21 protein-coding genes are annotated in these 23,828 nt (G+C 35.6%); 7 read left to right on the forward strand and 14 right to left on the reverse strand.

The window, feature by feature from the left end; genetic code table 11:
* Positions 1 to 166: 166 nt before the first annotated feature.
* Entirely contained in the window at positions 167 to 1,561 is a 1,395-nt protein-coding gene (locus NYQ66_RS15480; protein ID WP_259870676.1) for an alpha/beta fold hydrolase, read from the forward strand.
* Between the two features lie 43 nt (positions 1,562 to 1,604).
* Here the strand turns inward: NYQ66_RS15480 and NYQ66_RS15485 are convergent, their stop codons facing one another.
* Together NYQ66_RS15485 and NYQ66_RS21575 are read right to left on the reverse strand one after the other, a co-directional pair.
* The gene (locus NYQ66_RS15485; protein ID WP_259870677.1) at positions 1,605 to 1,811 is read right to left on the reverse strand and encodes a DNA-directed RNA polymerase subunit alpha C-terminal domain-containing protein; all 207 of its coding nucleotides are present in this window, start codon (positions 1,809 to 1,811) and stop codon (positions 1,605 to 1,607) included.
* A 52-nt stretch (positions 1,812 to 1,863) separates the two neighbouring features.
* A complete protein-coding gene (locus NYQ66_RS21575) occupies positions 1,864 to 2,079 on the reverse strand; it encodes a 5'-nucleotidase (RefSeq protein WP_407652103.1) in 216 nt (71 codons plus the stop codon).
* A gap of 256 nt (positions 2,080 to 2,335) precedes the next feature.
* Between NYQ66_RS21575 and vanR the strand changes: the two genes are divergently transcribed.
* From vanR to vanY, 3 genes are all read left to right on the forward strand, one after another.
* Positions 2,336 to 3,031, forward strand: a complete 696-nt coding sequence (gene vanR / locus NYQ66_RS15490) for a vancomycin resistance response regulator transcription factor, VanR-F/VanR-M family (RefSeq protein WP_259870678.1) — start codon at positions 2,336 to 2,338, stop codon at positions 3,029 to 3,031.
* Positions 3,024 to 4,130, forward strand: a complete 1,107-nt coding sequence (locus NYQ66_RS15495; protein WP_259870679.1) for a sensor histidine kinase — start codon at positions 3,024 to 3,026, stop codon at positions 4,128 to 4,130. The genes vanR and NYQ66_RS15495 overlap by 8 nt, the downstream gene beginning before the upstream one ends.
* A 97-nt stretch (positions 4,131 to 4,227) precedes the next feature.
* Entirely contained in the window at positions 4,228 to 5,118 is an 891-nt protein-coding gene (gene vanY / locus NYQ66_RS15500; protein ID WP_259870680.1) for a VanY-A/VanY-F/VanY-M family D-Ala-D-Ala carboxypeptidase, read from the forward strand.
* 664 nt (positions 5,119 to 5,782) lie between these two features.
* On the opposite strand, the gene NYQ66_RS15505 is transcribed toward vanY, so the two are convergent.
* The 7 genes from NYQ66_RS15505 to NYQ66_RS15535 form a co-directional block, all read right to left on the reverse strand.
* Positions 5,783 to 6,685: a LysR family transcriptional regulator gene (locus NYQ66_RS15505; protein ID WP_259870682.1), complete on the reverse strand. Its 903-nt coding sequence runs from the start codon at positions 6,683 to 6,685 to the stop codon at positions 5,783 to 5,785.
* A gap of 40 nt (positions 6,686 to 6,725) precedes the next feature.
* On the reverse strand, positions 6,726 to 7,439 hold the full coding sequence (locus tag NYQ66_RS15510) for a YczE/YyaS/YitT family protein (protein WP_259870683.1): 714 nt from the start codon (positions 7,437 to 7,439) through the stop codon (positions 6,726 to 6,728).
* 134 nt (positions 7,440 to 7,573) lie between these two features.
* The gene (locus NYQ66_RS15515) at positions 7,574 to 8,950 is read right to left on the reverse strand and encodes an amidase (protein WP_259870684.1); all 1,377 of its coding nucleotides are present in this window, start codon (positions 8,948 to 8,950) and stop codon (positions 7,574 to 7,576) included.
* Between the two features lie 26 nt (positions 8,951 to 8,976).
* On the reverse strand, positions 8,977 to 9,675 hold the full coding sequence (locus tag NYQ66_RS15520) for an ABC transporter ATP-binding protein (RefSeq protein WP_259870685.1): 699 nt from the start codon (positions 9,673 to 9,675) through the stop codon (positions 8,977 to 8,979).
* A gap of 1 nt (position 9,676) precedes the next feature.
* A complete protein-coding gene (locus NYQ66_RS15525; RefSeq protein WP_259870686.1) occupies positions 9,677 to 11,413 on the reverse strand; it encodes a branched-chain amino acid ABC transporter ATP-binding protein/permease in 1,737 nt (578 codons plus the stop codon).
* Between the two features lie 15 nt (positions 11,414 to 11,428).
* Complete coding sequence (locus NYQ66_RS15530) at positions 11,429 to 12,274, reverse strand: branched-chain amino acid ABC transporter permease (protein ID WP_259870687.1); 846 nt, start codon at positions 12,272 to 12,274, stop codon at positions 11,429 to 11,431.
* A 67-nt stretch (positions 12,275 to 12,341) separates the two neighbouring features.
* Positions 12,342 to 13,490 (reverse strand): substrate-binding protein, encoded by a 1,149-nt coding sequence (locus NYQ66_RS15535; RefSeq protein ID WP_259870688.1) that lies wholly within the window; start codon positions 13,488 to 13,490, stop codon positions 12,342 to 12,344.
* Between the two features lie 1,024 nt (positions 13,491 to 14,514).
* Between NYQ66_RS15535 and cspD the strand changes: the two genes are divergently transcribed.
* Together cspD and NYQ66_RS15545 are read left to right on the forward strand one after the other, a co-directional pair.
* Complete coding sequence (gene cspD / locus NYQ66_RS15540; protein ID WP_259870689.1) at positions 14,515 to 14,715, forward strand: cold-shock protein CspD; 201 nt, start codon at positions 14,515 to 14,517, stop codon at positions 14,713 to 14,715.
* A gap of 629 nt (positions 14,716 to 15,344) precedes the next feature.
* Positions 15,345 to 17,468, forward strand: coding sequence for a rhomboid family intramembrane serine protease (locus NYQ66_RS15545; RefSeq protein WP_259870690.1), 2,124 nt, complete (start codon positions 15,345 to 15,347; stop codon positions 17,466 to 17,468).
* Between the two features lie 434 nt (positions 17,469 to 17,902).
* Here the strand turns inward: NYQ66_RS15545 and NYQ66_RS15550 are convergent, their stop codons facing one another.
* From NYQ66_RS15550 to NYQ66_RS15560, 3 genes are all read right to left on the reverse strand, one after another.
* Positions 17,903 to 18,451, reverse strand: a complete 549-nt coding sequence (locus NYQ66_RS15550; protein WP_259870691.1) for an REP-associated tyrosine transposase — start codon at positions 18,449 to 18,451, stop codon at positions 17,903 to 17,905.
* A 3-nt stretch (positions 18,452 to 18,454) separates the two neighbouring features.
* On the reverse strand, positions 18,455 to 19,993 hold the full coding sequence (locus tag NYQ66_RS15555) for a YifB family Mg chelatase-like AAA ATPase (RefSeq protein WP_259870692.1): 1,539 nt from the start codon (positions 19,991 to 19,993) through the stop codon (positions 18,455 to 18,457).
* Positions 19,994 to 20,446: 453 nt separating this feature from the next.
* The gene (locus tag NYQ66_RS15560; protein WP_259870693.1) at positions 20,447 to 20,554 is read right to left on the reverse strand and encodes a putative holin-like toxin; all 108 of its coding nucleotides are present in this window, start codon (positions 20,552 to 20,554) and stop codon (positions 20,447 to 20,449) included.
* Positions 20,555 to 21,123: 569 nt separating this feature from the next.
* On the opposite strand from NYQ66_RS15560, the gene NYQ66_RS15565 reads away from it, so the two are divergent.
* Complete coding sequence (locus tag NYQ66_RS15565) at positions 21,124 to 21,861, forward strand: hypothetical protein (RefSeq protein ID WP_259870694.1); 738 nt, start codon at positions 21,124 to 21,126, stop codon at positions 21,859 to 21,861.
* Between the two features lie 1,023 nt (positions 21,862 to 22,884).
* Here NYQ66_RS15565 and NYQ66_RS15570 read toward each other — a convergent pair.
* Complete coding sequence (locus NYQ66_RS15570) at positions 22,885 to 23,217, reverse strand: hypothetical protein (protein WP_259870695.1); 333 nt, start codon at positions 23,215 to 23,217, stop codon at positions 22,885 to 22,887.
* Positions 23,207 to 23,515, reverse strand: coding sequence for a hypothetical protein (locus tag NYQ66_RS15575; protein ID WP_259870697.1), 309 nt, complete (start codon positions 23,513 to 23,515; stop codon positions 23,207 to 23,209). The genes NYQ66_RS15570 and NYQ66_RS15575 overlap by 11 nt, the downstream gene beginning before the upstream one ends.
* Positions 23,516 to 23,828: the final 313 nt, after the last annotated feature.

Raw genomic sequence — 23,828 nt, forward strand, 5'->3', positions numbered from 1 at the left:
TGAATACGGCAGCTAACTAGCAAGGGAAAACTTTGTATTTATAGTACGATCGCTACTGCTAGTTCATTATAGCTAATCACCGGTAACAAAAAGGTAACAAAAAGAGGGGAAATAAGTATTATTGTCGAAATATTATGGATTGACTATGTAAACAGGAGGAAAAGAGATGCCTTTAGCACCAGTAAATGGACATAACATGTATTACGAGTGGAGTGATAGGAGTGGGAGTAAAGAGGTACTTTTGCTCATTCATGGACTCGCACTTGATTCCTCATGCTGGGGGCGTTTTATTGAATTACTTGGTACAGATTTCTCGATAGTACAATACGATATTCGAGGGCATGGACAAAGTCATTATGAAGAAGGGCCGATTACATGGGAAGATTTGTGTGAGGATTTAAATAGACTCATTACAAAATTCGAGCTACCAAAAGTCCATATAGCCGCATTTGGTTATGGAACACATGTAGCTGTGAAGTACGCCCGAGAGTATCCCGATCAAGTTAAAGCCCTTACACTTATGTCACTTCCGTATATGGCAACAAATAATGCGCACTACCATTTAGCTCGGAACGTGTTTCCACATATGAAACAAACAATGGAAGCGGGGCATCCCCACTTTCTCCACCAATATGAAGAACTTCTAAGAGGATATACAACACTTGGTCCGGATCATTCAGATCTCAGACATTATTTCCAAGTATTGCTCAGCCACCCAGCAGGGCATTTTTCTAACTTGGTTGAGCTAACATCTAATTCAGCACTGCTTTTAGAACTTGCAGATCTATCGTGTCCGGTCCTTCTATTAACAGGCGAACTGAATATGACAAGTCCGAATTCCTTTCTTAATGCAAGTTCTTTTCTATTGCAAAACAGTACGCTCGTTACCGTGCCAAATGCGTCGTTTCTTCTTTTTATAGAGCAACCCGAGCTAGTTTCGGAATGGGTCAGACTATTTGCAACAAGGATAAGTGTTGATACCTTTTCCCGAAAAGAATCACAACAGTTTATACAAATGGTATTTCAGCCAGAAGAGCAAATAGAATCGCGAAGAGTTCCCATTATTGCCCTTCATCTATTACACAGATTCAGTGTCGAGATTGATTCGATTCCAATTGAATCCGGTTGGAATCAGCGCCATGCCAAGAGACTACTTACTTATCTAGCCTTTCATCCGGTAACGACACGCGATATATTGTGTGAAGAGCTTTTTCCACACCTTGCTCAGGACAAAGCAAAGGCAAATTTAAAAGTGTGTCTTCATCATTTGGCAAAATTGTTACGACATCCAATCGGTTCTATGAATGGGTTATTGTTTCAGCACGGAACCGTATCACTCCGATACAAAATCAAATGTGATCTTGTCGATTTTGTTGCAGTTGTCCGTCAAGCATACCTCGAAAAAGACTCAACGATTCGATACGAGTTGTGCAAGCAGCTACCAACGTTTATGCCCGAAACCATATTAGTAGACAACTACGATGATTGGGCAGTGTCGTTACGTAACGAAATAGATGCCCAGTTAAGTCACCTGCGTGAATGGATGGAAACGCAGCAATGATATTATTCGACAGCATTCGACGGGGTCTGACCCCCCCACCATCTCATTCTCTCTCCTCCTTCTTAAATGAAAGTCCATCTTCTTCAAGAATGTTTTTTAATATCCCTAAAGCTTTTGGTCCAAATCCATGAAGAGCAAGTAATTCCCCCTCTTTATATTGAGTTAACTGTTCCACTGTCTCTATCCCCGCACTCTTCAGAGCCCTATGTGCCGGCTGACTAATTTTAATAGTTGCTAATTCCTGTTTCATATTTTCTCCTTTCCGCTTATATATTGATTTAACCTAAGGTTGCCTCCATACACTAACTGACAATCTCTATTATTATATCTCTTTTTATTATCAATTCATTTATATCATAAAAGTTTATAAGGATCTTTTGTCTACCATCCAATCTTACGAGTTGTGCCAGGCACCAGCCAGTAGAAAAATGGATTTCCTGGTCATCAAAGTAGAAATGTGCTCCAAATGCTTTTAAAACTTTTTCTTTAGGCGTACCACCTAAAGTACATACGTATATTCAATTACAAATGTTATGCTTCTTGTACGAATTTGATTGGAGGATTCAATAATCGGGCCAGATTGTTGCGTAGAAATTCAAAGCAAAATAAGGTATTTTTCAAAGCTATAGTTATGGATTGTAACTAAGATAATGGGAAGCTTAGTAGAAGAGCTGTGTTACTTTAGTCCAACAATAAGCCCCCTTTTTTGAAAAAGAAAAGATATAATAGAATATGAATAGATCCTGTATGTTAACTTTATTTAGGAGTGGGAAGATGAGAGATATTTCGATACTAATTGCTGATGATGAGGAGGAAATTGCTGATCTTATTGCCATTCATTTAGAAAAAGAAGGGTATAATGTTATAAAAGTATCTGATGGACAAGAGGCTGTTCGTGTTGTCGAGACTCAGGTCTTTGATCTGCTCATTTTGGATATTATGATGCCGAAAATGGATGGATATGAAGTAACCCGCCTCATTCGAGAACAGCATAATATGCCTATCATATTTTTGAGTGCGAAAACATCTGATTTCGATAAGGTACAGGGACTGGTAATTGGAGCAGATGATTATATGACTAAACCATTCACCCCCATTGAATTGGTAGCTCGCGTAAATGCTCAGTTACGGCGATTTACGACATTGAATCAAACCAAGACTCAAAATAAATCAAATCTAGAATTTGGAGGTTTAGTTATTTCTCCAGATCAACATGCGGTTACTCTTTACGGTGAAAACATTGTGCTAACTCCTAAAGAGTTTGATATTTTGTATTTACTAGCCAGTCATCCAAAGAAAGTGTATAGTGTGGAAAATATTTTTCAACAGGTGTGGGGCGATACATACTTTGAAGGCAGGAATACCGTTATGGTTCATATTCGTAAGTTACGAAAAAAACTTAAAGAAGATAAACAGAAAAACAAATTAATTAAAACGGTGTGGGGAGTTGGTTATACATTCAATGGTTAAAATCGTACGAAGTTTCCGTTCAAAAATGATATTGTTATTTGGATTGAGTCTGATTCTGTCTGGTACTATTACTTATATAATCTTTAAAGCACTTCAATATTATTATCATAATTGGGTTGATTACGGCGATCCATTGACCCATTTTCGTTCATTTATGTACAACATTGGAGACATTAATGTCTTTTTACTTATATTTATTCCACTTTCAATATTGTTTTTCTTTCTCTTTACGAAGCGTTATTCCATTTATTTCAATGAAATTTCAACCGGAATTCACTACCTAGCTCGTGGCGATTTTCAACATCAAGTTGAAATTCAATCAAATGATGAATTTAATGATATTGCAAAAGACATCAATCTCGCAAGTGAAAAATTAAAAGAAGCCATCGTAAGAGGTGACTTTTCGGAAAGTAGTAAGGATCAGCTTGTCGTAAACTTGGCACATGATCTGCGTACACCACTAACTTCTGTTTTGGGTTACTTGGATTTAATCCTTAAAGATGATCGCTTGACGAAAGAACAAGTCAGGCATTTTTTAACGATTGCTTTTACTAAATCTCAGACGTTAGAAAGGCTAATTGATGAATTATTCGAGATAACTAAGATGAATTATGGAATGCTGCCAGTAGATAAAAAAAGACTTAATTTAACTGACCTGCTAAACCAATTAAATGAAGAATTGTATCCTGTATTCGAAAATAATCATTTGATTGCACGGATGAATAGTCCAATTCATTTACCCATTTTGGGAGATGGAGATTTGCTAGCACGACTGTTTGAAAATCTTATCACCAATGCAATTCGTTATGGATATGACGGTCTGTATGTAGATATCAATGGTTTTATTGAAGCAAATGAAGTGGTAGTACAAGTTGTTAATTATGGAGATAGAATTCCTCCAGATGATCTCCCTCATCTTTTTGATATGTTCTACACCGGAGATAAAGCACGAACACATAGAGAAGATAGCACAGGGTTGGGTCTGTTCATTGCGAAGAATATTGCAGAGCAGCATAATGGATCAATTACTGCTGAAAGTAGCGTCGTACAGACAACTTTTGAAGTTCGATTACCAAAAGAAAGGGAACAAAATAAGTAATACATGATTTAAGAAAAATTTAAGAATTACCCCACTCTTTAATTAAATATTTTCACTTACTCTTTTTAAAGAAAGAAGAATAAGGAGGAAATGAAAAATGAAGAAGTGGGGATTTTTACTATTATTACTTATTTGCTTGTTTGTAACCTTCATATATAAGGGATCGTTTGAATCAAAATCAGATATACCAAATATAGAAGTGCAAAAAGATGATCAACATGAAAATCATAATACAGAAGATAGAAGTGCTTCCGATAATAGTCAACAAACTAATATTACAGAAGAACAAATTAATCAAGGAAATCTACTATTAGTCAACAATGAACACCCAGTTCAACAAGAGAGTATTAAATCGGACGTGGTCGATTTATCCATGCACAATGAATTGACACAGGGATACGTGTTATTAGGTAATGAAAATTATATGTCAAAGTCTCTTGCACATAAATTCTCAGAGATGGTTGCTGGTGCTGGAAAAGATGGACTCCATAATTTTGCCCTCACAAGTGGGTTTCGCAGTTTCGAGGAACAAAATATACTCTATGAACAAATGGGATCTGACCGCGCCTTACCTCCAGGTTATAGTGAACACAATTTGGGTTTGTCACTTGATGTAGGGTCTACCCAGATGAAAATGGAAGATGCACCAGAAGGAGAATGGATAGCAAAAAACGCTTGGAAATACGGTTTTGTTTTACGCTATCCAGAGGATAAAACTGATATTACAGGCATTCAATATGAACCTTGGCACATTCGCTATGTTGGTATGCCGCATAGTGCTATTATGAAGGAAAAGGGTTTCGTTTTAGAAGAATATTTAGATTACCTAAAGGAGAAAAAGAAGGTTTCGGCTAAGGTCGAAGGTGAAAATTATACTATTTCTTATTACCCTGTTTCTGAAAATATGACCATTATTCTGCCGAAAAATCACGAATATGAGATTTCAGGCGACAATATGAATGGAGTAATTGTGACGATTTACGAATGATAGATCAAAACAGGAAATATGTTTTATACTTAATCAATTCAATGTAAGAGTAGGTTTATAGGTGAAAGATTATTCCATAAGCGCAATTGTTGAACATAAAAAGCCTATTTCTTCGTCAAAAACAGGATGGGATTAGGCTTTCTAACTCTTCTGCCCTCCAGTTATTATAGCAATAAAAACATAAGTGCTCATTTGCCTTAGGGGTGGGGTCAGGCACCCGTAATAATCTTTGAAGTTCGATTACCAAAAGAAAGTGAATAAAATAATTAAGATGAATTGATTTCTAATACATGATTTAAGTATAATTCCTTTCAGAAATTCTCTTAGAAATTCAAGAAATGTCTCCTTGATTATCACCTTTCTGATCTACAGAAGTCTGACAACCAACCACCCTAACAATACTCAGTTATTTCTACATTTTACCACAACCTACGATTATTTCTTTTTATTCCATTAGGAGCAAAGAGTATCCCATTTTCCTTATCCATTTCAAACCCTACACTTTAACATCTTAAAGTCAACATAGGTAAACAAAGCAAGCCCTGTCACCACCCCACCGACAAAAATCGGCAATATCTACGGGTAATGCAGGCACCGGCCTCAATAAGTGGCGATATGTTCTAGTGAATTAAAAAAAGCTCACGATCTAAACTATATGCACCACTCACTCAACTTCTACAATACCCAGGGAATCAATAAAGAACTGAGCTATCTTTGACAAGTATCGATCTTTGCGCCAAAGCACTGCTGATTCATTAGTAAGAGTAGAATCCAGGATTTTCAGTGGAATTATGCTGTTTATGTTCAAATTATCCAATATATAATCAGGCATAATTGTTGAACCTAATCCCGCATCTACAAGCATAAAGACCGTTTGAATATCATTACATTCACACACGACGTTGGGTTTCATGTTATATCTATTAAATTCGTCGATAATTTCATAGTAAGTTCCCATTTTCCCTTCTTCTCTTTTGGAAAGAATCAGTGGTAACCCTTCCAGTTCCTCAAAAGTTACGTTAGTCTTCGTTTCACTCCATCCCCACGCTCTAGGTATAAATAAAGAAAAACCAAAACTGTCTAGTCTACCTACGGATACACTGGAAACGATAGCTTCCACAGGTAAATTAACTATCGCTAAGTCTATGTCTCCCCTTTCTAAAAGATTGCTCAGTCTAGTCGGGTCTCCAGTGAAGATTTTAAATTTCACTTCAGGGTACAGCCTATTAAAATAGTTAATCTTCTTGGGTAAAAGATAAGAATGAAATGCGGAAACTCCAATGGAAAGTTGGCCTCGAATGCCATTTTCTATTTCTTTTATTTCTAACACAGTGTCGTCATAATAATTCAGTAAGGTTATAGACCGTTGGTAGAGAGACTTCCCAGCAGATGTTAAACTTAGCCTTTTCCCTTCTCGTTGGAAAAGCTGAACACCTAGGGATTTTTCCAATGAGCGTAGTTGCTGGCTTAAAGGAGGCTGCGTCATGTGTAATTTCTTTGCAGCCTTTGAGATATTATTTTTTTCGTTCACTATGGTTACAAAATAACGAAGTTGTCGAACATCCATTGTTTATCATCCTAGAAAAAGTTTTTAAAATATCAAATAATTATACAGCTTTGAAGGACTTTTCTTTATTTACCTTACGTTTAACAGATTCATCATCCAATTTTTTAGTGACTTTCCTCCAAAGCAATAATGTTTTCTGGAGAATAGGACCAATCAAAAGAATGGAAGCAAATGTCCCGACCGAAACTGGCCCACCTAGTAGCCAGCCAATGGATAAAATAGTAGCTTCTAATATAGAGCGCACTAACCTAATCGACCAACCTATTCTTTCTGACAACGCTAATGTAAAACCATCCCTAGGTCCCGCTCCTTTTCCAGTACCTACATACATCCCAGATCCATTAGCCATCATAGTAATACCAAAACATAAGTATATAGAATTCACCAATAATCCATCAAAATCAGGAAGGAAATCAAGGAATAAAATGACATCTAAAAAGTAACCTATTAAGATCGCATTTATAAAAGTACCTATTTGTAGTCTTCTACGGTCAAGCAGATACTTTAATAAGATTAACAATAACCCTATAATTTGAACGGACGTACCTACCGATAAAGATAATTGGTCTGCTAATCCAATATGTAATACATCCCAAGTAGAAACTCCAAGATTTGCATGAATCATCATCCCTGCACCCAAAGCTAAAATGAATGTACCAATGATGAAATTTATCCATTTAATTATTTCAACCATCACTGAAAAATAATTAATCTTATTTGGAATGATTTTTTTATTACTATGTCGGATATACATTCCCCCCATCAAGTATTATTATCGTTTTATTTTCAGGGGAATTAATATTTACCAATTAACAGTAGGCATATACACTAATTAAATAATTCCCTTATCCTCCCTGTATAAAGGGACATATTGTCATTAATTTTTTTCTAGTTTATAACACATTTGCTATCTCTTATTTGATAGAAATCCTCTAACTGATCTTTCTCAAAAGCAAATCCAGTTTTCATTAACAAATCCTCCCTATGCGGAAGCGCAGCTAATTGTAATCCAACAGGTAAACCGTTTTCCGCTATACCACAAGGAATGGATAAAGCAGGAAAACCAATCATATTAAATATAAAAGTGTTACGAGTCATATAATTAAATAAATCTTCATTGATTCCATTTACCATTATCTCATCTACCCCAATATCTTGAGGTGTGTTCGGCATAGTTAATGTTGCCATGACATCAATATCTTTAAAAACTTCTTCGAATTGTTTTGTATAACCTTTAATGACATTTAATGAATTTAAGTAATCCGTTGCCGTGAATCCTGTTGCAGATGCCATAATCGCCTTAACATCAGACCCATATTGATCTATTTTATTCTTTATATTCTGTTGATGTAAAAAGCTAGTTTCTGAAAGTGCAATAATAAATCCAACATCCTGATTTTCTTTTAATTCTGGCAAATCAACTTTAACAATAATAGCTCCCAAGTTTTCTAGAGCTTTAATGGACTGTTCAAAAATTTCATAGCTTTCTGAATCGACTTTCTCATTAAAGTATGATGATGGAATACCGACTTTAAGTCCTTTTACGTCAGATTGAGATTGTTCCAAGTATGTTTTATTGGTTAGAGAATCCATGACAATGGCCAAATCAGTCATGTTCGCTGTAAGCGGACCAACATGATCAAGTGTCCACGAAATTCCTGTAACGTCTTTTGTAGAAATTAAGCCCCTTGTCGGCTTTAACCCTACTATCCCACATGAAGATGCGGGTACCCTAATAGAAGCTCCTGTATCTGTTCCGAAAGAAACTACACTTGTGTTGGCAACTACAGCAGCAGCAGATCCACCACTTGAACCTCCAGGCGTTTTATTCGTATTCCAGGGATTTCTTACAGCTCCATAATGAGGATTGTTTGATGTTAAACCAAACGCAAATTCGTGAAGATTATTTTTCCCTAAAGTAATTCCATCACTAGCAGCCATCTGTTGTACGACAGGTGCATTTTCCCCCGGGATATTATCCCTATCAATATATGATCCATTAGTAGTCAAAATCCCCTTTGTAGAAATAATGTCTTTAAAGGAAATTGGAATTCCAAACATCTTCCCTAGGTCATATCCAGCGATCATTTTACGTTCCAATACCTTCGCTTGGTTTAACGCAAGTTCTTCTGTAATAGTAATAAAGGCATTGTACCTCGGGTTGCTTGCATAAATTTGTTCTAAGTACTGTTTAGTAACCTCTACTGGTGAAAACTCTTTACTTCTATAACCTTCTTGTAACCTTTGAATTGTCCATCTTTCCATAGATACGTCCCCTCTCATTTTTATTTCTATATAACTAAATAACTTTCAATCTTTTGCTTAGATCCCCTACCCATCTGATCCATCGCAACAATCTCACCTTGGTTCATAACAGCATAGAAGTCTGCAACCTTTTCAGCAAAGCTCACATTTTGTTCAACAAGCAAAATAGTTGTACCTTTCTTCTTGATATCATTTAAGGCATCAGAAAACTTATCAATGATGGAAGGCTGAACACCTTCAGTAATTTCATCTAAAATCAACAGACGGGGTTGATTAACTATACAGCGAGACAAGATTAGCATTTTCTTTTCCCCACCACTGAGTGTTCCTGCACGTTGTGTTAAGCGTTCTTTTAGAATAGGAAAATGCACAAATGCTTCTTCACAACCCTCCTCAAAGTTTGAAGTACTTCCTCTATAACCAACCTTTAGGTTTTTCCCCACACTTAAGTCTGGGAAAATCCCCATATCCTGGGGTGCATATGAAACCCTTAGATTAGCAATTTGATAGGGTTTTAGACCAGATACCTTTCTATCCATGACAAAACACTCTCCATCTAACGTGGGTAAGAGTCCCATAATAGTTTTTAATAAAGTGGTTTTCCCAACTCCATTTCTTCCTAATAGACATAGAACTTCTCCCTCATTGACTTCTATATCAATATTACGAATGATTACAGTATTGGAATAACCAGATGTCAAACTGTTGATTTTAATAAAACTCATATTAATGGCCTCCCAAATATACTTTTTTAACCAAATCACTTTGAGTAATTTGATCAACCGTTCCATCAGCCGCTATCGTTCCGTCATAAAGTACTGTAACCCGATCAGCTATTTCCTTAACAAAATCAATATCATGCTCAATAACAAGAATGGATATATTATCTTCATGAGCGAGATGTATTAATATTTTTCCTATCTCTTTTCTTTCCAGACCTGTAAGTCCAGCTGTTGGTTCATCCAATAACAAAACTTTTGGTTCTAAAGCGATGGCCATACATAATTCCAACAATTGCTGATCACCATGCGCTAATTCACTGGCCAGTAAAGTCATCTTTTCTTCCAATCGACTAAGTTTTAGTAATTTGTCTGTAGAAGGTGATAAATGTATTTCTTTTGTATTTTGATAAAAGGACTGAAACTTACCATTGGCTGTAGCTAATTGTAAATTTTCTGCCACAGTCAAATTTCCAACAATATTGGTTGATTGAAATGTTCTGGCTATTCCTTTATCCACTATTGTCTCGGGTCTCTCTTTTTCAATAGATGAACTATCAATTACTACAGTTCCGTTTGTTGGGTTATTACGTCCTGTTATTGCATTAATTAAAGTTGTCTTCCCTGCACCATTAGGCCCAATGATACACTGTAATTCTCCTGTATTAATCTTTAAACTTAAGTCTTTTAATATGGAAAGCTTTCCGAATGATACACCTAGATTATTAATGTTTAAAATATTACTTTTTGAATTTAGTATTTTGACCTCCTGAGGTTTTACAGTAACGTCATACTTAACAGCACTCTTTCTACTCTTATCAATAAAGGAATAGATTCCTTTAGGAAAGAAAACCACTGTAATGATGAAAAACAATCCTAAGATGGACTGCCAGACATAAGGGAAATATTCATTAAAATATGGACTAAGTATATTAATTAATAACGCACCAATAACAGCACCAACAATATTTCCTCTACCTCCAATTGCAACCCAAACAATTACTTGAGTACCCAAGGTAAATCCTACAAGACTTGGTGATACAAACCCATCAAAAGAAGCGTATAAGATTCCTGCAAATCCCGCTAGAGAACCTGACAAACAAAAAATCATTGTACGTACTAGTGGAGTAGAGAACCCTAAAAATTGCATTCTTTCTTCATTTTCCCTTACTCCCATAATTATTTTCCCCATATCACTTTTAACTAGAATAGAACTGACAACAACAACTAAAACAAAAATGAGTAGTATAAAGTAATAAAGGGGAACCCCATAAAATGGAAATTCCGGCACACCACTAAGACCATTTTGCCCTCCAGTAAACGACGAGAATCTGATTACCATTTTTTCTGCTAATAACGCTAGAGAAAGTGTAACGACTCCGATGTAGAAAGGGCTTGTTTTTGAAAAAAATACAAACGAGCTAACAAGAGCAGCAATTATGATTGGGACGAAAACACCCAATACTATGCCCAGAAAAATGCCAAAAGGAGTTCCAATATTTAATGATGTTATAGTAAATGCATAGGCTCCTAATCCAAAAAATACACTATGACCTAAAGATAGTATCCCTCCGTAGCCCCACGCTAAATCTAAACTGATTGCAAAAATCGCAAAAATAATCGCTTTACCTACTAAACTAGAAAAATAATCTGTGGATACAGTAGGTAATAAAAGTAGAATTAATATGATTAATACTAAGTTTCTGGAGGGATTACTTTTCAATAAAGAGCGAGTTAGATTCATTGCGCCACCTCCTATTTATATTGAAGTTTTCTTAAACCTCATAAACACAATCGTAATTAAAATGACAGCTATACTTCCCCATACTGGATCGAAAAAGAAGGAAAACACCGATTCACTCCCCCCAAGTAAAGAAGCACTTCCCACAAGCCCAAACAAAGATCCCATCCCCCCCACAAGAACAGTGAGGAATCCATTCATCACATAATTAATCCCCATTCCAGAATGAACGCTAACCAATGGAGCAATAATAGCTCCAGCTAATCCAGCTAATGCACTACCAACAACAAATGAAATACTATACACACGATTAATGTTTATTCCTAACGCAGAGGATAGATTTGGATTTTGTATAACAGCACGAACAGTGACACCAACGTTTGTTTTCCTTTCCAGATACCAAAGTAAGGCAACAATCACCAATGCAAGAACTACTATGAGCAAACGATAAACCGGATAACCAGCACCAAAAACATTCACAGTCTGCTCTACTGGATAAGGAGCAATTTTATAATCTTTTCCAAAAATCAACTCTATGACTTGGCGCAATATTATTCCAAGACCCCACGTCGCTAAGATAGACTCCATTATTTTCCCATACAAATGTCTTATTAATATTTTTTCAATAAATAAACCGAAGATTGCTACAATAACAGGGGCAATCACGAAGGAAAGCCATGGATTTAGTCCCAACTGGGATGTTATAAATGCCGCATAGGCTCCAAGCATTACAAATTCACCATGAGCTAAGTTAACAACATCCATAAGACCAAAGATGACAGCTAGACCAACTGCTATAACAAAAAAGATTGCAATGGATGTGACTATATTTAGTAACACAACCGATAATATTGAAAGGGACATAATCTCACTCCTCTTTAAAGAAATAGTGACATAAATTATTCACATCACTATTTCCTCCCATTAATCTTTACGGTTCTATAATCCCAAATTCTTTAACAATAGTAACTTCTAAATCATCTCCAACCTCACCCAGAAAAATTGGAAGGGAAGCATGATGTCCTTCACCATCAAAGGAAACTTCTCCTTTAGGACCAGAAAAAGTAACAGTTGGTAAAGCCTCATTAACCTCTTTCACTTCTAAATTTCCAGCTTCATTTACCGCTTTTGCCCATATATGTATTGGTTCATATGGACTGTTTGATACAAAATTTGGTCTTACAGCGTCTTCTCCAAACTTTTCTGTGTAATTTTTAAGATATTCTTTATTTGCCTCTGTATCTAAATTATAGAAATAAGATGCAGCTTCTAACATCCCTACCGCGCCTTTCCCCATTGCTTTAATAGAATCTTCATCAACGTTATATGCGAATAGTCCTTTATCTAGCCCCATTGATTCTAGTTGTTTAACAAATGAAATAGCATCTGCCCCAACGACCTCTACAGAAATAAAATCAGGATCTGCACTTTGAATATTAGAAATAATTGTAGAGAAATCAGATGTTCCCATTGGTACGTACTCTTCACCCACAATTTCTCCGCCATTTCCCTCAACAGCGCCTTTCAATATCTCACTCGTCTTTCTCGCCCATACATAGTCATTCCCCACAATAAACCACTTTTTCGCTTCATAAGTTTCCATTATATGCGGAATAACTGGTTCAATTTGTTGAGAAGGGACCTCCCCACTGAAATACATGTTATCACCATAAGAACCACCCTCGTAAATAGGGGTATAGAAAAATAGTTTATTAGATTTTTCTACTGTTGACATCATTGCTTCTCTATTTGCACTATTTGACATTAAAAATAGTGCATCTGCTTTATTTTTATTTAATATAGTTTTCGCTTGGTCATTTGCTGTTTTTGCATCAGATGCACTATCACCAGTAATAAGTTCAACTTCTTTACCTAGGACACCACCACCAGCATTTATCTCCTCTACAGCCAGCTCAGCTGCATTAACCGCACCAGGTCCAAGCGTGGAACCACTTCCGCTTAAATCAGCAATTATACCAATTTTGATAGTATTATCATTTGAAGCTCCACTTGTTTGGTTGCAAGCCACTAAGACTCCGACAAACACTATCATTACTAATATTGCAAATATTTTCTTCATATTATATCCCCCTTATCCAATTATAATGTTAACTTTATTAACGTTAAATGTAATAAAAGTTAACTGATTAATATGAAAAAAATATATCATCATTACATATTCTTTTCCAATATGTTTTTGGTATAGTTACCATACCGTTTCGATATATACTAGTAGCAGCAGTTCAAAAAGCGTTTACATTTTTCTGTAATTTTTATTAGAAAATTTTAAATTTTTCCAAAACAGCACCGTAAACATTCGCTACCCTCGTGGCAGGACCTAGTCTTCTCTGAAAATATTCACACTAAATTCTTCCGATTACAAAAAAGGAGAAGCATGATAAACCTCTCCCTGAACTATGTTATAATTTCCCCTTATTCTAAGTACATTTATATTCCAAAATACAACCGTTGCATATTTGCAACAATATGTACTATTGGATATAATTAATTTACATTAAGAAAAGCTGGGTGCGCCTCCAAGTAATAACTACATGCGGCACGAAGAGCGGCTGACCAACAATTAGATAAGTATCTAGAAAAAGTAACCTATCCTAACCTTTGGTCGGGCGTTGGACGGTTACTTTTTTCTCATTTCTTTGACGATTAGAACTACGAATGCCAGCCCATTTAGAAGAACTAGGCTTGATGTCAGTGCTATAATGATTGCTTTGTAAGTCGTCATGTTACCACCTCCCTTCTAATGGGAGATGGTCAACTGCCCACCTCGCTATATAGCCCTCATAATAAAACTATCTTTATCTACCTTTCAATTCACGACAAAATTCGCTATTTAAAGGTGGTTACTGGCACGAGCAATTTCATGGTCACGTGTAACCGTCCCCATGCTTCTTTTTAATAAATATTATTAAAAACCCTATCTATATTTCTAATACATGTTATAATAAAATTAACTTATTGATGTTCGTTTTAGCAAAACAAGATATTTGTGTATTAGCTTTTTAGTGATTATCATCGTCTTGAATTATTATCTTGAACCCAAAAGTAATATTCGTGCTATAAAGCACACATGGAGGAATTTTCTTATGAGTAACGGTACAGTAAAATGGTTTAACGCAGACAAAGGTTTCGGTTTTATCGAGGTTGAAGGTGGAGATGACGTATTCGTACATTTCTCAGCAATCCAAGGCGACGGTTTCAAATCATTAGATGAAGGTCAAGCAGTTACTTTTGAAATTGAAGAAGGTAACCGTGGACCACAAGCAGCAAATGTTAAAAAAGCGTAAGTAAACATTAAAAGCTCTTCTCCTATGAGAAGAGCTTTTTTACGTTTAGTTAGTGTCATCTGTAACAATTGCCTCTATACTAAATGCGGAGGTGTCATTATTCAAGTCACTTTCGAATTCAGTAATCGATGACTCAAACTCAAATGGTCGAACTAGAATGTCTCCATAAAATGTACAGATTAAATCTTTTTGTGTAATTCCTGCATTTACAGCTACGATTAATAGATTTTCTCCTCCATCTTCTCGTTCAAAATTTGCCCATCGACTTCCATTTTACCTTAAATATGGTTTAATAATGAATAAACCACCGTTTTCATCTCCTTTGGTTGGGATAAGTAATTGGAAGTTCTGTGATAGGTACTTCTATTTTATTATGAAAATGGTGGTCTTTTTGTATTTATTGAACCTATTTTCTATACAGGCAACAGCATTTCCGCGGCACCAGCACTATCGTCATCATATTACTATTACATGATCAGACTTCAGTAAAAGTAGAAGGATATATTAATGAACTGTAAGTGTAATTTTTTTATTTCAAAACAAGTTCAAAGTGGTATAATTTAGGATGTATTTCTATTATTTACCTATAAAAATGCTATCAAGCTGTAAATATACTGGAGTGAATACATATGTTAAAGGCTTTCACAATGGGGACTAAATCTTGGAGATTTTTAAATAGTTGGTGGATACTATTAACTTTATTCCCTTTCGGATTAACAAGTTTTCTTGCTTTCTTGTATGTAGGGTATACGGCTAAAAATCATAGGTGGAAGATTTATGGAATTTTCTATTTATCTATTTTACTTGTATTCTTCTTTGCTCCTACAACCGATACTTGGCTAGCAATTTTAATACTGTCATGGATAATATCAGTTATACATTCCTTTAAGATTCGTACTGCATATTTAAGATATCTACAACTACTAATTTTTAATAGGATTAAGAATGGTACAAAGGATAGCCGTAAATTAGACGGAAATATAACCGAAAGAGATAACTCAAAGTCATTTCACGAGAGAAATAAGAGCATGAGGGCAATTTTCAGATTAGAACCAATGACAAGCAATACGGAAAAGAAAGCAAGAAGTGAAATAAGAAAGTTGATTATAGCTAATCCAAATTCACTAAATTTTATTAAGAAAAATTTTGAAAAAACTGGCGAACTCAATCATTCAATCTTAATTAGCTTTAAGGAAAAAGTGTTATTGGAATTAAGGTCTCCTAACAATTTTAGTAAGTTTAGCGATAATAAAATTGAATTTTTTATAGAAGAAGAAATAAAAAAACATTTAAAGCGTAATGAATTTTCTAGGATTGGAACAATGTCCTCCATATTTAATAGGAATAAACTAAAATCCTTTGTCCGTCGTTTCCCTTCTGTTACCTTGTTTATTTTGGTGATTATTGTTATGGAAGTGGCAGCTAATTTTTGGGGAAATGGTTCAAATGACCATAACACTGCCTTGCGTTTTGGTGCTATACAAACAGGCGAGAGCGCTATAGACCAATGGTTTAGGTTAGCATCTTATATCTTTGTGCAAATGGGAGGAACGTTATATCTTATAGTAAATCTTTTAGGCATATTGGTACTAGCTCCTCCATTAGAACGTATTTATGGTTCTGTTAAATTTCCTTTATTATTTATGATCACAGGTATTATTGGAGGGATTTTTCTTTTAACTTCTTCATTAGATACGGTATTGGGTGGGGCATCAGTAAGTCTGTATGGGTTAATAGGTTTGCATGTAGGACTCTTAATCAAAAGAAATCGGATGGTCATGTCAGAAAACAAACTGGCCATTTGGATTATTATTATAGGCATTATCACTTTTACATTTGTTACACCAAGTTTCACGTTACCCACTTATCTAGGGGGAGTTGTTAGCGGAATTATATTTTCAATTTTAGTTAAACCTCAATCATTTAAGCGCTTATCTAAAACGGATTGGCATTCAGCTATTTTCCAAACAGTAGTCGCAACGGGTACAGTTTTTTTACTTTTAGTTTTACCATCATATTTAACAGTTTTCTCTGGCAGTTTTGATAAGGTTGCTAAGACTATAGAAGATGGTATATCAAAAATCACTCTTTTTGAAGACGCTCAAGTCAAGACGGAGAGTATTAGTTTAAATGGCTCAGATCAGCAAATAGCAAATGAGAAGAAAGACATTAAACAAGGCAAAGAAATTAAGGAAGCTGATGAAAACGATTATTTCGTTCAAGCTTCAGAATTTTTGAATGAGGGAAATCCAGATCTAGCCATCAAAGAGTTGAAGAGGGTTAGTAAAGAATCTCAGAGGTATGTAGAAGCTCAAGATCAGATTAAAACGATAGAAAGAAATTTATACTTTGAACACGCTATGGAGTCAGATTACAAAGAATTACAAAAGCGACCTGGTAGCTATAAAGGAAGTATAGTCCATTTTTACGGCAGAATTTATAACATTCAAGAGAATAATGGAAGAACAATTTTGACCCTATCTACTAATCATGATGCTTCTTATGAAGATTATTATGGGGATGAAGCACTTATCCTTTTCCCTAACATAACAAATTTAAATGAAGGCGATTATATCCATATCTATGGAGAAATGACTGGGAGTTATGCAGAAAACCAACAAACAATAAGTGAATTCTTTAAAAAGAACTCTTTCAGCATATACTTCGATCAACGCACTTTTATTGAACAAGCACCCGTTATAAAGACAAAAATAATTGTAGATATACATGGAAGTATGTATGAGGAAGCGTAAATAAAGTGCCCAATAGATTTTATGAAGCCCAAGAAATATTTAGGTCCACTTCACATCAAAGACAGTAGCGGAGCATGCTCTTTTGGATCTTCAGAATTAGAGGAACCTGTTAAACTTATTGTACTTTGATACACAAAACGGCAAGTATATGTGCACTGGGTTAAAATGATAAGTAATAGTACTTTAAGAGCAGAAAAAGCTTTATAAACCACCGTTTTCAACTCCTTTGGTTGGGATAAGTAATTGGAAGTTTTGTGATAGGTACTTCTATTTTACTATGAAAACGGTGGTCTTTTTGTATTTATTTAACCTATTTTCTATACTAGGCACCAGAAAATTTAGTTTACATATAGTTATATCCCTCCCCCCATGATCGTTACTCCCTCTCGTTTCAATTTCCTTTCTTCGTGTACAAACCTATTTTTAAGTCTTCACTAACCACCTCTCACAAACTCCCCATACTTCCTCCGCTTCTCAAGTCTCGAACCTGAAAAATAATCCAATAAAATCGCTTGTCTCAAAAACCGATAGTCAGGCGTTGTATTTCCTTGATAGCTTCGAAAGCTACTCCACCTGTAGTCTTCTGGCCTTTTCACCATTCCTGCTTCTAGTGGATTTAGATGGATATAGCGACTAACTTCTAACATGCCTTGTTCATTAGGGATGATCTTGTCATAATATCGTTTTTCAAAAAGGTGTCCAGACAGGAAATACTTCATATTGAAATAACTTGCATAACGGCGATTCACAAGTGCCATTACTTTAGAGATCTCTTGTTTCTGTGAGCGAATTTGCAAATGAAAGTGATTCGTCATGAGACAAAAAGCTGCTAGTTCGAATGGATGCCGCTTGTTCACTTGTTCCAAAATATAAAGAAATGTCTCAAAGTCTTCTTCCTCTTTAAATAAGGCTTCCCGGTGATTGCCTCGACATACAACATGATAAAAATAATCCGGAATCCAAATTCTTTTCTTCCGTGCCATAACTCACCTCGCTAATGGCGTTTTTTGCTCTTTACTTTTAACCGTTCGGCGCAATGTCATTGCTTCCCATAGTGATTCATTGGAAATTGCATGAACATCTTGTAAATCCGCGATTGTTCGAGCAATTCGTAACACCTTCATTTGCACACGCGTGCTCCAATTATATTGGGTAGACCACTGTTGAACCATTTTCTGTTGGTCTGAACTGAGCTTGACATGCTCTAGAATCCACTCTTGTGATACGTTGGCATTTAATATTTCAGCTCCGTATCTGGCATATTGTCTTTCTCTCGCCTTGGTAACTCTTCCTCTGATTACTTCAGATTCTTCGTTACCTTCCATTGTTTCCTTATTTAACGCAACCGCTTGTAAGTATAGTAAGATATCCATCCGATCTTGAATTGGTCCGGAAACGCGATTGGCATAAGCAGTAATTTGATTCGGAGAACATGTACAATAAAAATGCCTCGAGCCTAAATAACCACAGGGGCAGGGATTCATGGCACCTAAAAGAAGAAACTGTGCAGGATACGTCACTGTTGAACTAGCACGACTAATTGTTACCTTCCCCGTCTCAATTGGTTGCCGAAGCATGTCAAGTGTTCGTTTTGGAAATTCAGCCATTTCATCAAGGAAAAGGACGCCACGATGAGCAAGGGATACTTCACCAGGCTTAGGATTAGACCCTCCCCCAATGAGAGAAACCGCAGAAGAAGAATGATGGGGATTGCGAAAAGGAGCAATGTGGAACGCTTTATTCGGTAGTCCGGACAACTGATAAATACTCATCACTTCATACCTAGCATCTTCCGTTAGCTTAGGTAAAATCGATGAAAATGTTTCAGCAAGTAAACTCTTCCCACAACCAGGCGGACCAGACATCAATACATTATGCCCACCTGCAGCAGCAATCTCTAGCGCTCTTTTTGCTTTTTCGTGGCCAAGAATATGTTTAAAATCTCTCTTATAATCACTACTTGTTGGTTCTTCAGCAATATTGGAAGATATAATAGAAGGATTGAACACCGATAGTTGTCCTGAAAAAGACTCAATTACCTCACGAAGCGTACGAACAAAACGTAACTCCATTCCACCTAAACGGCTTAAAGGGAAATCTTCCATCCAAGGAAGATACAAAATAGAAAACCCTTCATTTTTTGCAGCTAACACGGCCGGTAACATCCCACCAACAGGTTTGATTGATCCATCCAGAGACAGCACACCAAGAAAAGCTGCTCCTTTAGGAATTTTATCTTGAATCACCCCCGCCTCGTACATTGCACCAATAGCCATCGCCAAATCAAAAATCGGGCTATTCTTCTGTTGTTCTGCTGGGGAAAGATTAATAATCACCTTCTTATCCGGTATTTGACAATCATTTGCATAAAGTGCCGACATCACCCGATCCTTAGACTCTTTCACAGAAGCATTTGGCAAACCTACGATACTCACCCCCTCTACACCTGGCATTAATTGTACTTCCACATGGACACGGTATCCCTCTAAGCCTTTCAATCCAATACTTGAAACAATCGTTGCCATAAAACTACCTCCCATACTATACGCTCTTTTCGATAGATACATATAAAATAGCAAAAAACGTTGAGGTAGTCGAAAAGCAAAAAGTTGAATTTTCACGATATAAATCACTATAAAAGCTGATTCTATACTATCCATAAATGTTTAATCTATGAGCCTCGTGTTCCTGTTTTCCTGTTTCACACTAAATCCTTCCAATAACAAAAAACAGGAGAAGCATGTCAAACCTCTCCCTGAACTATGTTATTATTTCCTCTTATTTAATTTCATTTATATTCTAAAATACAACCTTTGCATATTTGCAACAATATGTATTATTCGTTATAATTAATATACAATAAGAAAAGCTGAGTGCGTCTACACCCAGCTTAGTAATAACTACATGCCGCATGAAGAGCGGCTGACCAAATTATGAGAAATATACAAAGAAGTAGCCGTTACCTTGGTCGTGGGCGGCTATTTCTTTTTGTATAGAAAGACGACAATAGTTACAACAAAAGTAAGTGTAGCTATTAGAGCTAAACTGAATTGAGCAACTAGGCTTAATGCTTCAAATGTCGTCATCCTACCACCTCCCTTCTTCCAGGAGATGGCCAACCGCCCACCATGGTATGTAGTTACAAAATCTATTATACTATCTCCTTCACAACAAAACTATCATTATCCAACTTTCAACCATCGACAATCTTCGCTATTTTACGGGTGGTGCCAGGCACCAGCAATTCAGCAATTCAAGTTTAAGTTATTGAGATCACCCATTTGTTCATCGACTGAGCATATATTCCCGATGTAAAAACCACTACCCTATCGACAAATTCCGTCGATTTACGGGTGGTGGCATCAGAAATTTGTACAACTCTGTTCTTCAAAACTCTGTTCTTCAAATTTGCAGGAATTGCTAACAAAAATGTCGAAAATATAATAATACATGTGGATTTAAGTTAAGGGTAGTGAGACCGTCAAGTAGAAATTAAGATTACGGTATAGACAACTAGGATTATTTGTAATATAGGACAGTGGAAACGCCTTCGCCCTGAAGATGCAGATGAAATTTGAAGGCATTTTAAAAGGGCATTGTTAAAGTTAAGCAGACTGAAAAGGATAAAAAATTATTATTAAACTGGAGGCAAACAATGACAGAAAAGTTTACAAAGGATAATTTTGTTGGACGTCTTTATGATGTTTTAAACAATGGTTTTATAGATGATCGTTTTATTAATGACAACAAACAGTTAAAGGACATAATAGTAGAATCATTTGAGTTGCCAACCGAAGAGAATCTTACACTAGTTTTAGAAAAACAAATAGACATAATAATTTTAATTCAAAGAGCAAAAAAGCAAGTACAATCTCTTGAAGGTTATGATTCTCCAATTTTTCTTGAACCACTAGATTATATCTTAACTCGTTTTCTTTCTACAAATATAGATACTTATATTTCAAAATTAGGTATTACACAAGAAAAAGTAGAACCTTTAAAAATGATATCGCTTGTAGTTTCTAATATAGCTGGTGAAAATCTAATTAACAATGAAGAGCTAGAGTCATTGATATCAAAAATAGAAGATTTAAAAAAAGATTTATCAAATAGTTCACTCCCACTAGAGTTAAGAAGTGCAATTATAAAAAACTTGTCTAATATAGATTCAGCAATTTATAACTATAAATTATTCGGAAATCAAGATTTAAATGATTCATTAGAACAATCCCTAGGAATGCTTATGGTGCGAATAAATGAAGTTAAAGAGCATGCAGATGATAGCTCTCTAAAAAAATTCTTTCACATATTGTCACATATTAGTTCCTTAGTCACTATATCAGGTGGTGTAACCGCTTTAAATGAACATGTATTACCACTTCTTATACAATAATTTGTCTGGTAATCTTAAAAACGGAAATATTACGGGTGGTGACTGCATTTAAAACGGGTGGGCCGAAGTAGGAGGGAACCTCTATGCCCTAGGCAGATTGTGTTCCGCCCCCCTCTCAGAACCGTGCGCAGTTTTCCTGCACACGGCCACTTTTCTTTTTTTAAAATTAATCTAATACATTTAGTATTATATTTTCTGAATATTAGGTAGATTATCGCGTTATTGAACTATTACTTAAAATGTGAGTACTATTTGACGCTTACAATCCGACAATAACGACCTTAAACTTAAATTTATTGAAAGAAAGCATAGGTTCTATAGAGCACCATTTGTTCATCGATGAGCATATGACTTCAATTTTAAAAGCCACCACCCTGTCGACAAATTCTGTCATTTTACGGGTGGTGACAGGCACTGGCAATTCAATTGCCCTAAGTGTGACGAAATTGTTTCTGATAGTTCCGATAAAGATTATCTTCTTCCAGATACCAAGCAAACAAAACAACATAGTAAATCAATAGATGATTATGAGTTACCATTTTAGGCGTGAATTATATTTGGGAAGTGTCACCCTGAACAACTTATGTAAAAATTTGTTCCTGACTTCCACTAATATTTAGTCCTTATCCCCAAGTGTTTTTTCGAGTGGTGACACTAGCAATTACTATAAGTAATGAGAAAAAGTAACCTATCCTAACCTTTGGTCTGGCGTTGGACGGTTACTTTTATCTCATTTCTTTGACGATTAGAACTACGAATGCTAGCCCATTTAGAAGAACTAGACTTGATGTCAGTGCTATAATGATTGCTTCGTAAGTCGTCATGTTACCACCTCCCTCTAACAGGAGATGGTCAACCGCCCACCACGGCACGCTATATAGTTAAAGAATCTATTATACTATCTCTACATAACAAAACTATCATTATCAAACTACCAACTTACGACAAAATCCGCTATTTTACGGGTGGTGACCGACACCTAGCAATAAAAAAACACCTCTTCTTACAGAAGTGCTGCGCAATCTATAGTGGATCTGTATCATGTTCACCATAAAATATTTGTAGAGCAAAACCTGTTAAAGCAGAATAACAAGCATCAACCAATACCTTTCTTTCTTCTTCAAGTACGTCATAAACCAATATGACATTATTGATGTAAATCCAATAGTAACCATTGAATTCAAAGTCTGGATAATTTGCTACGTCATCAGCTTTTTTATGGGGTTTTACAGATAAAATACTTTTTGAATTCCGGAACACCATCTTGGGATCAATTTTAAATGGTTTCATCTCTGCTAATTTCACTCTAGCCTTTTGCCCCCAGATGACTTCATAATGTATTTCTTTATCTGTCACGGTTTATTTCATCTACCAATTTATCAAATTCGATTTCATCCCCACTATAATAAGAAAAGTCACTATCTCTATTTTTTTGGGCATCTCTTAATTGTTCTAAAACATCCTCATTCGAAAAAATCGCTTTTGTCATGTTCTTCTTCTTTTTTTCTGTTAATGTACTAAAATCATTAACCTCTTCAGATTCTGTAAGAGAAAGCTCAAAAGTTTTATTTTCCGCTCTAAATGTATAGGTGTTTTCATCTATCTTGAATGCTTCATACATTTTCCCATCATCATTCTTTACGTATATTTTCATGAAGGACACCTCCTTCTCCTTATTTTAAATGTTCATTTATAGGAAATTTAATTGTTACATTTTTCAGCTTCTTACGTCAATTTCCATATCACAATTATAAACGATTTCTCAACATAATACTAATTACAAAAAGTGCAATCAAACTGTTCATTCCAACTTCACACTGGACTTAGATCCAATGTCATCAAGTTAAACTTTCAATTAAATACCAATTGAAATATTGATTTGAGGAAGGTGACTAGTATCTCCAATTACGATATTATTAAATAATAAAATATCACAACTGTTTACTTTTACTCATTTTATAATATAA

This window comes from Aquibacillus koreensis, assembly GCF_025154055.1.
Taxonomy (GTDB): domain Bacteria; phylum Bacillota; class Bacilli; order Bacillales; family Amphibacillaceae; genus Aquibacillus_C; species Aquibacillus_C koreensis.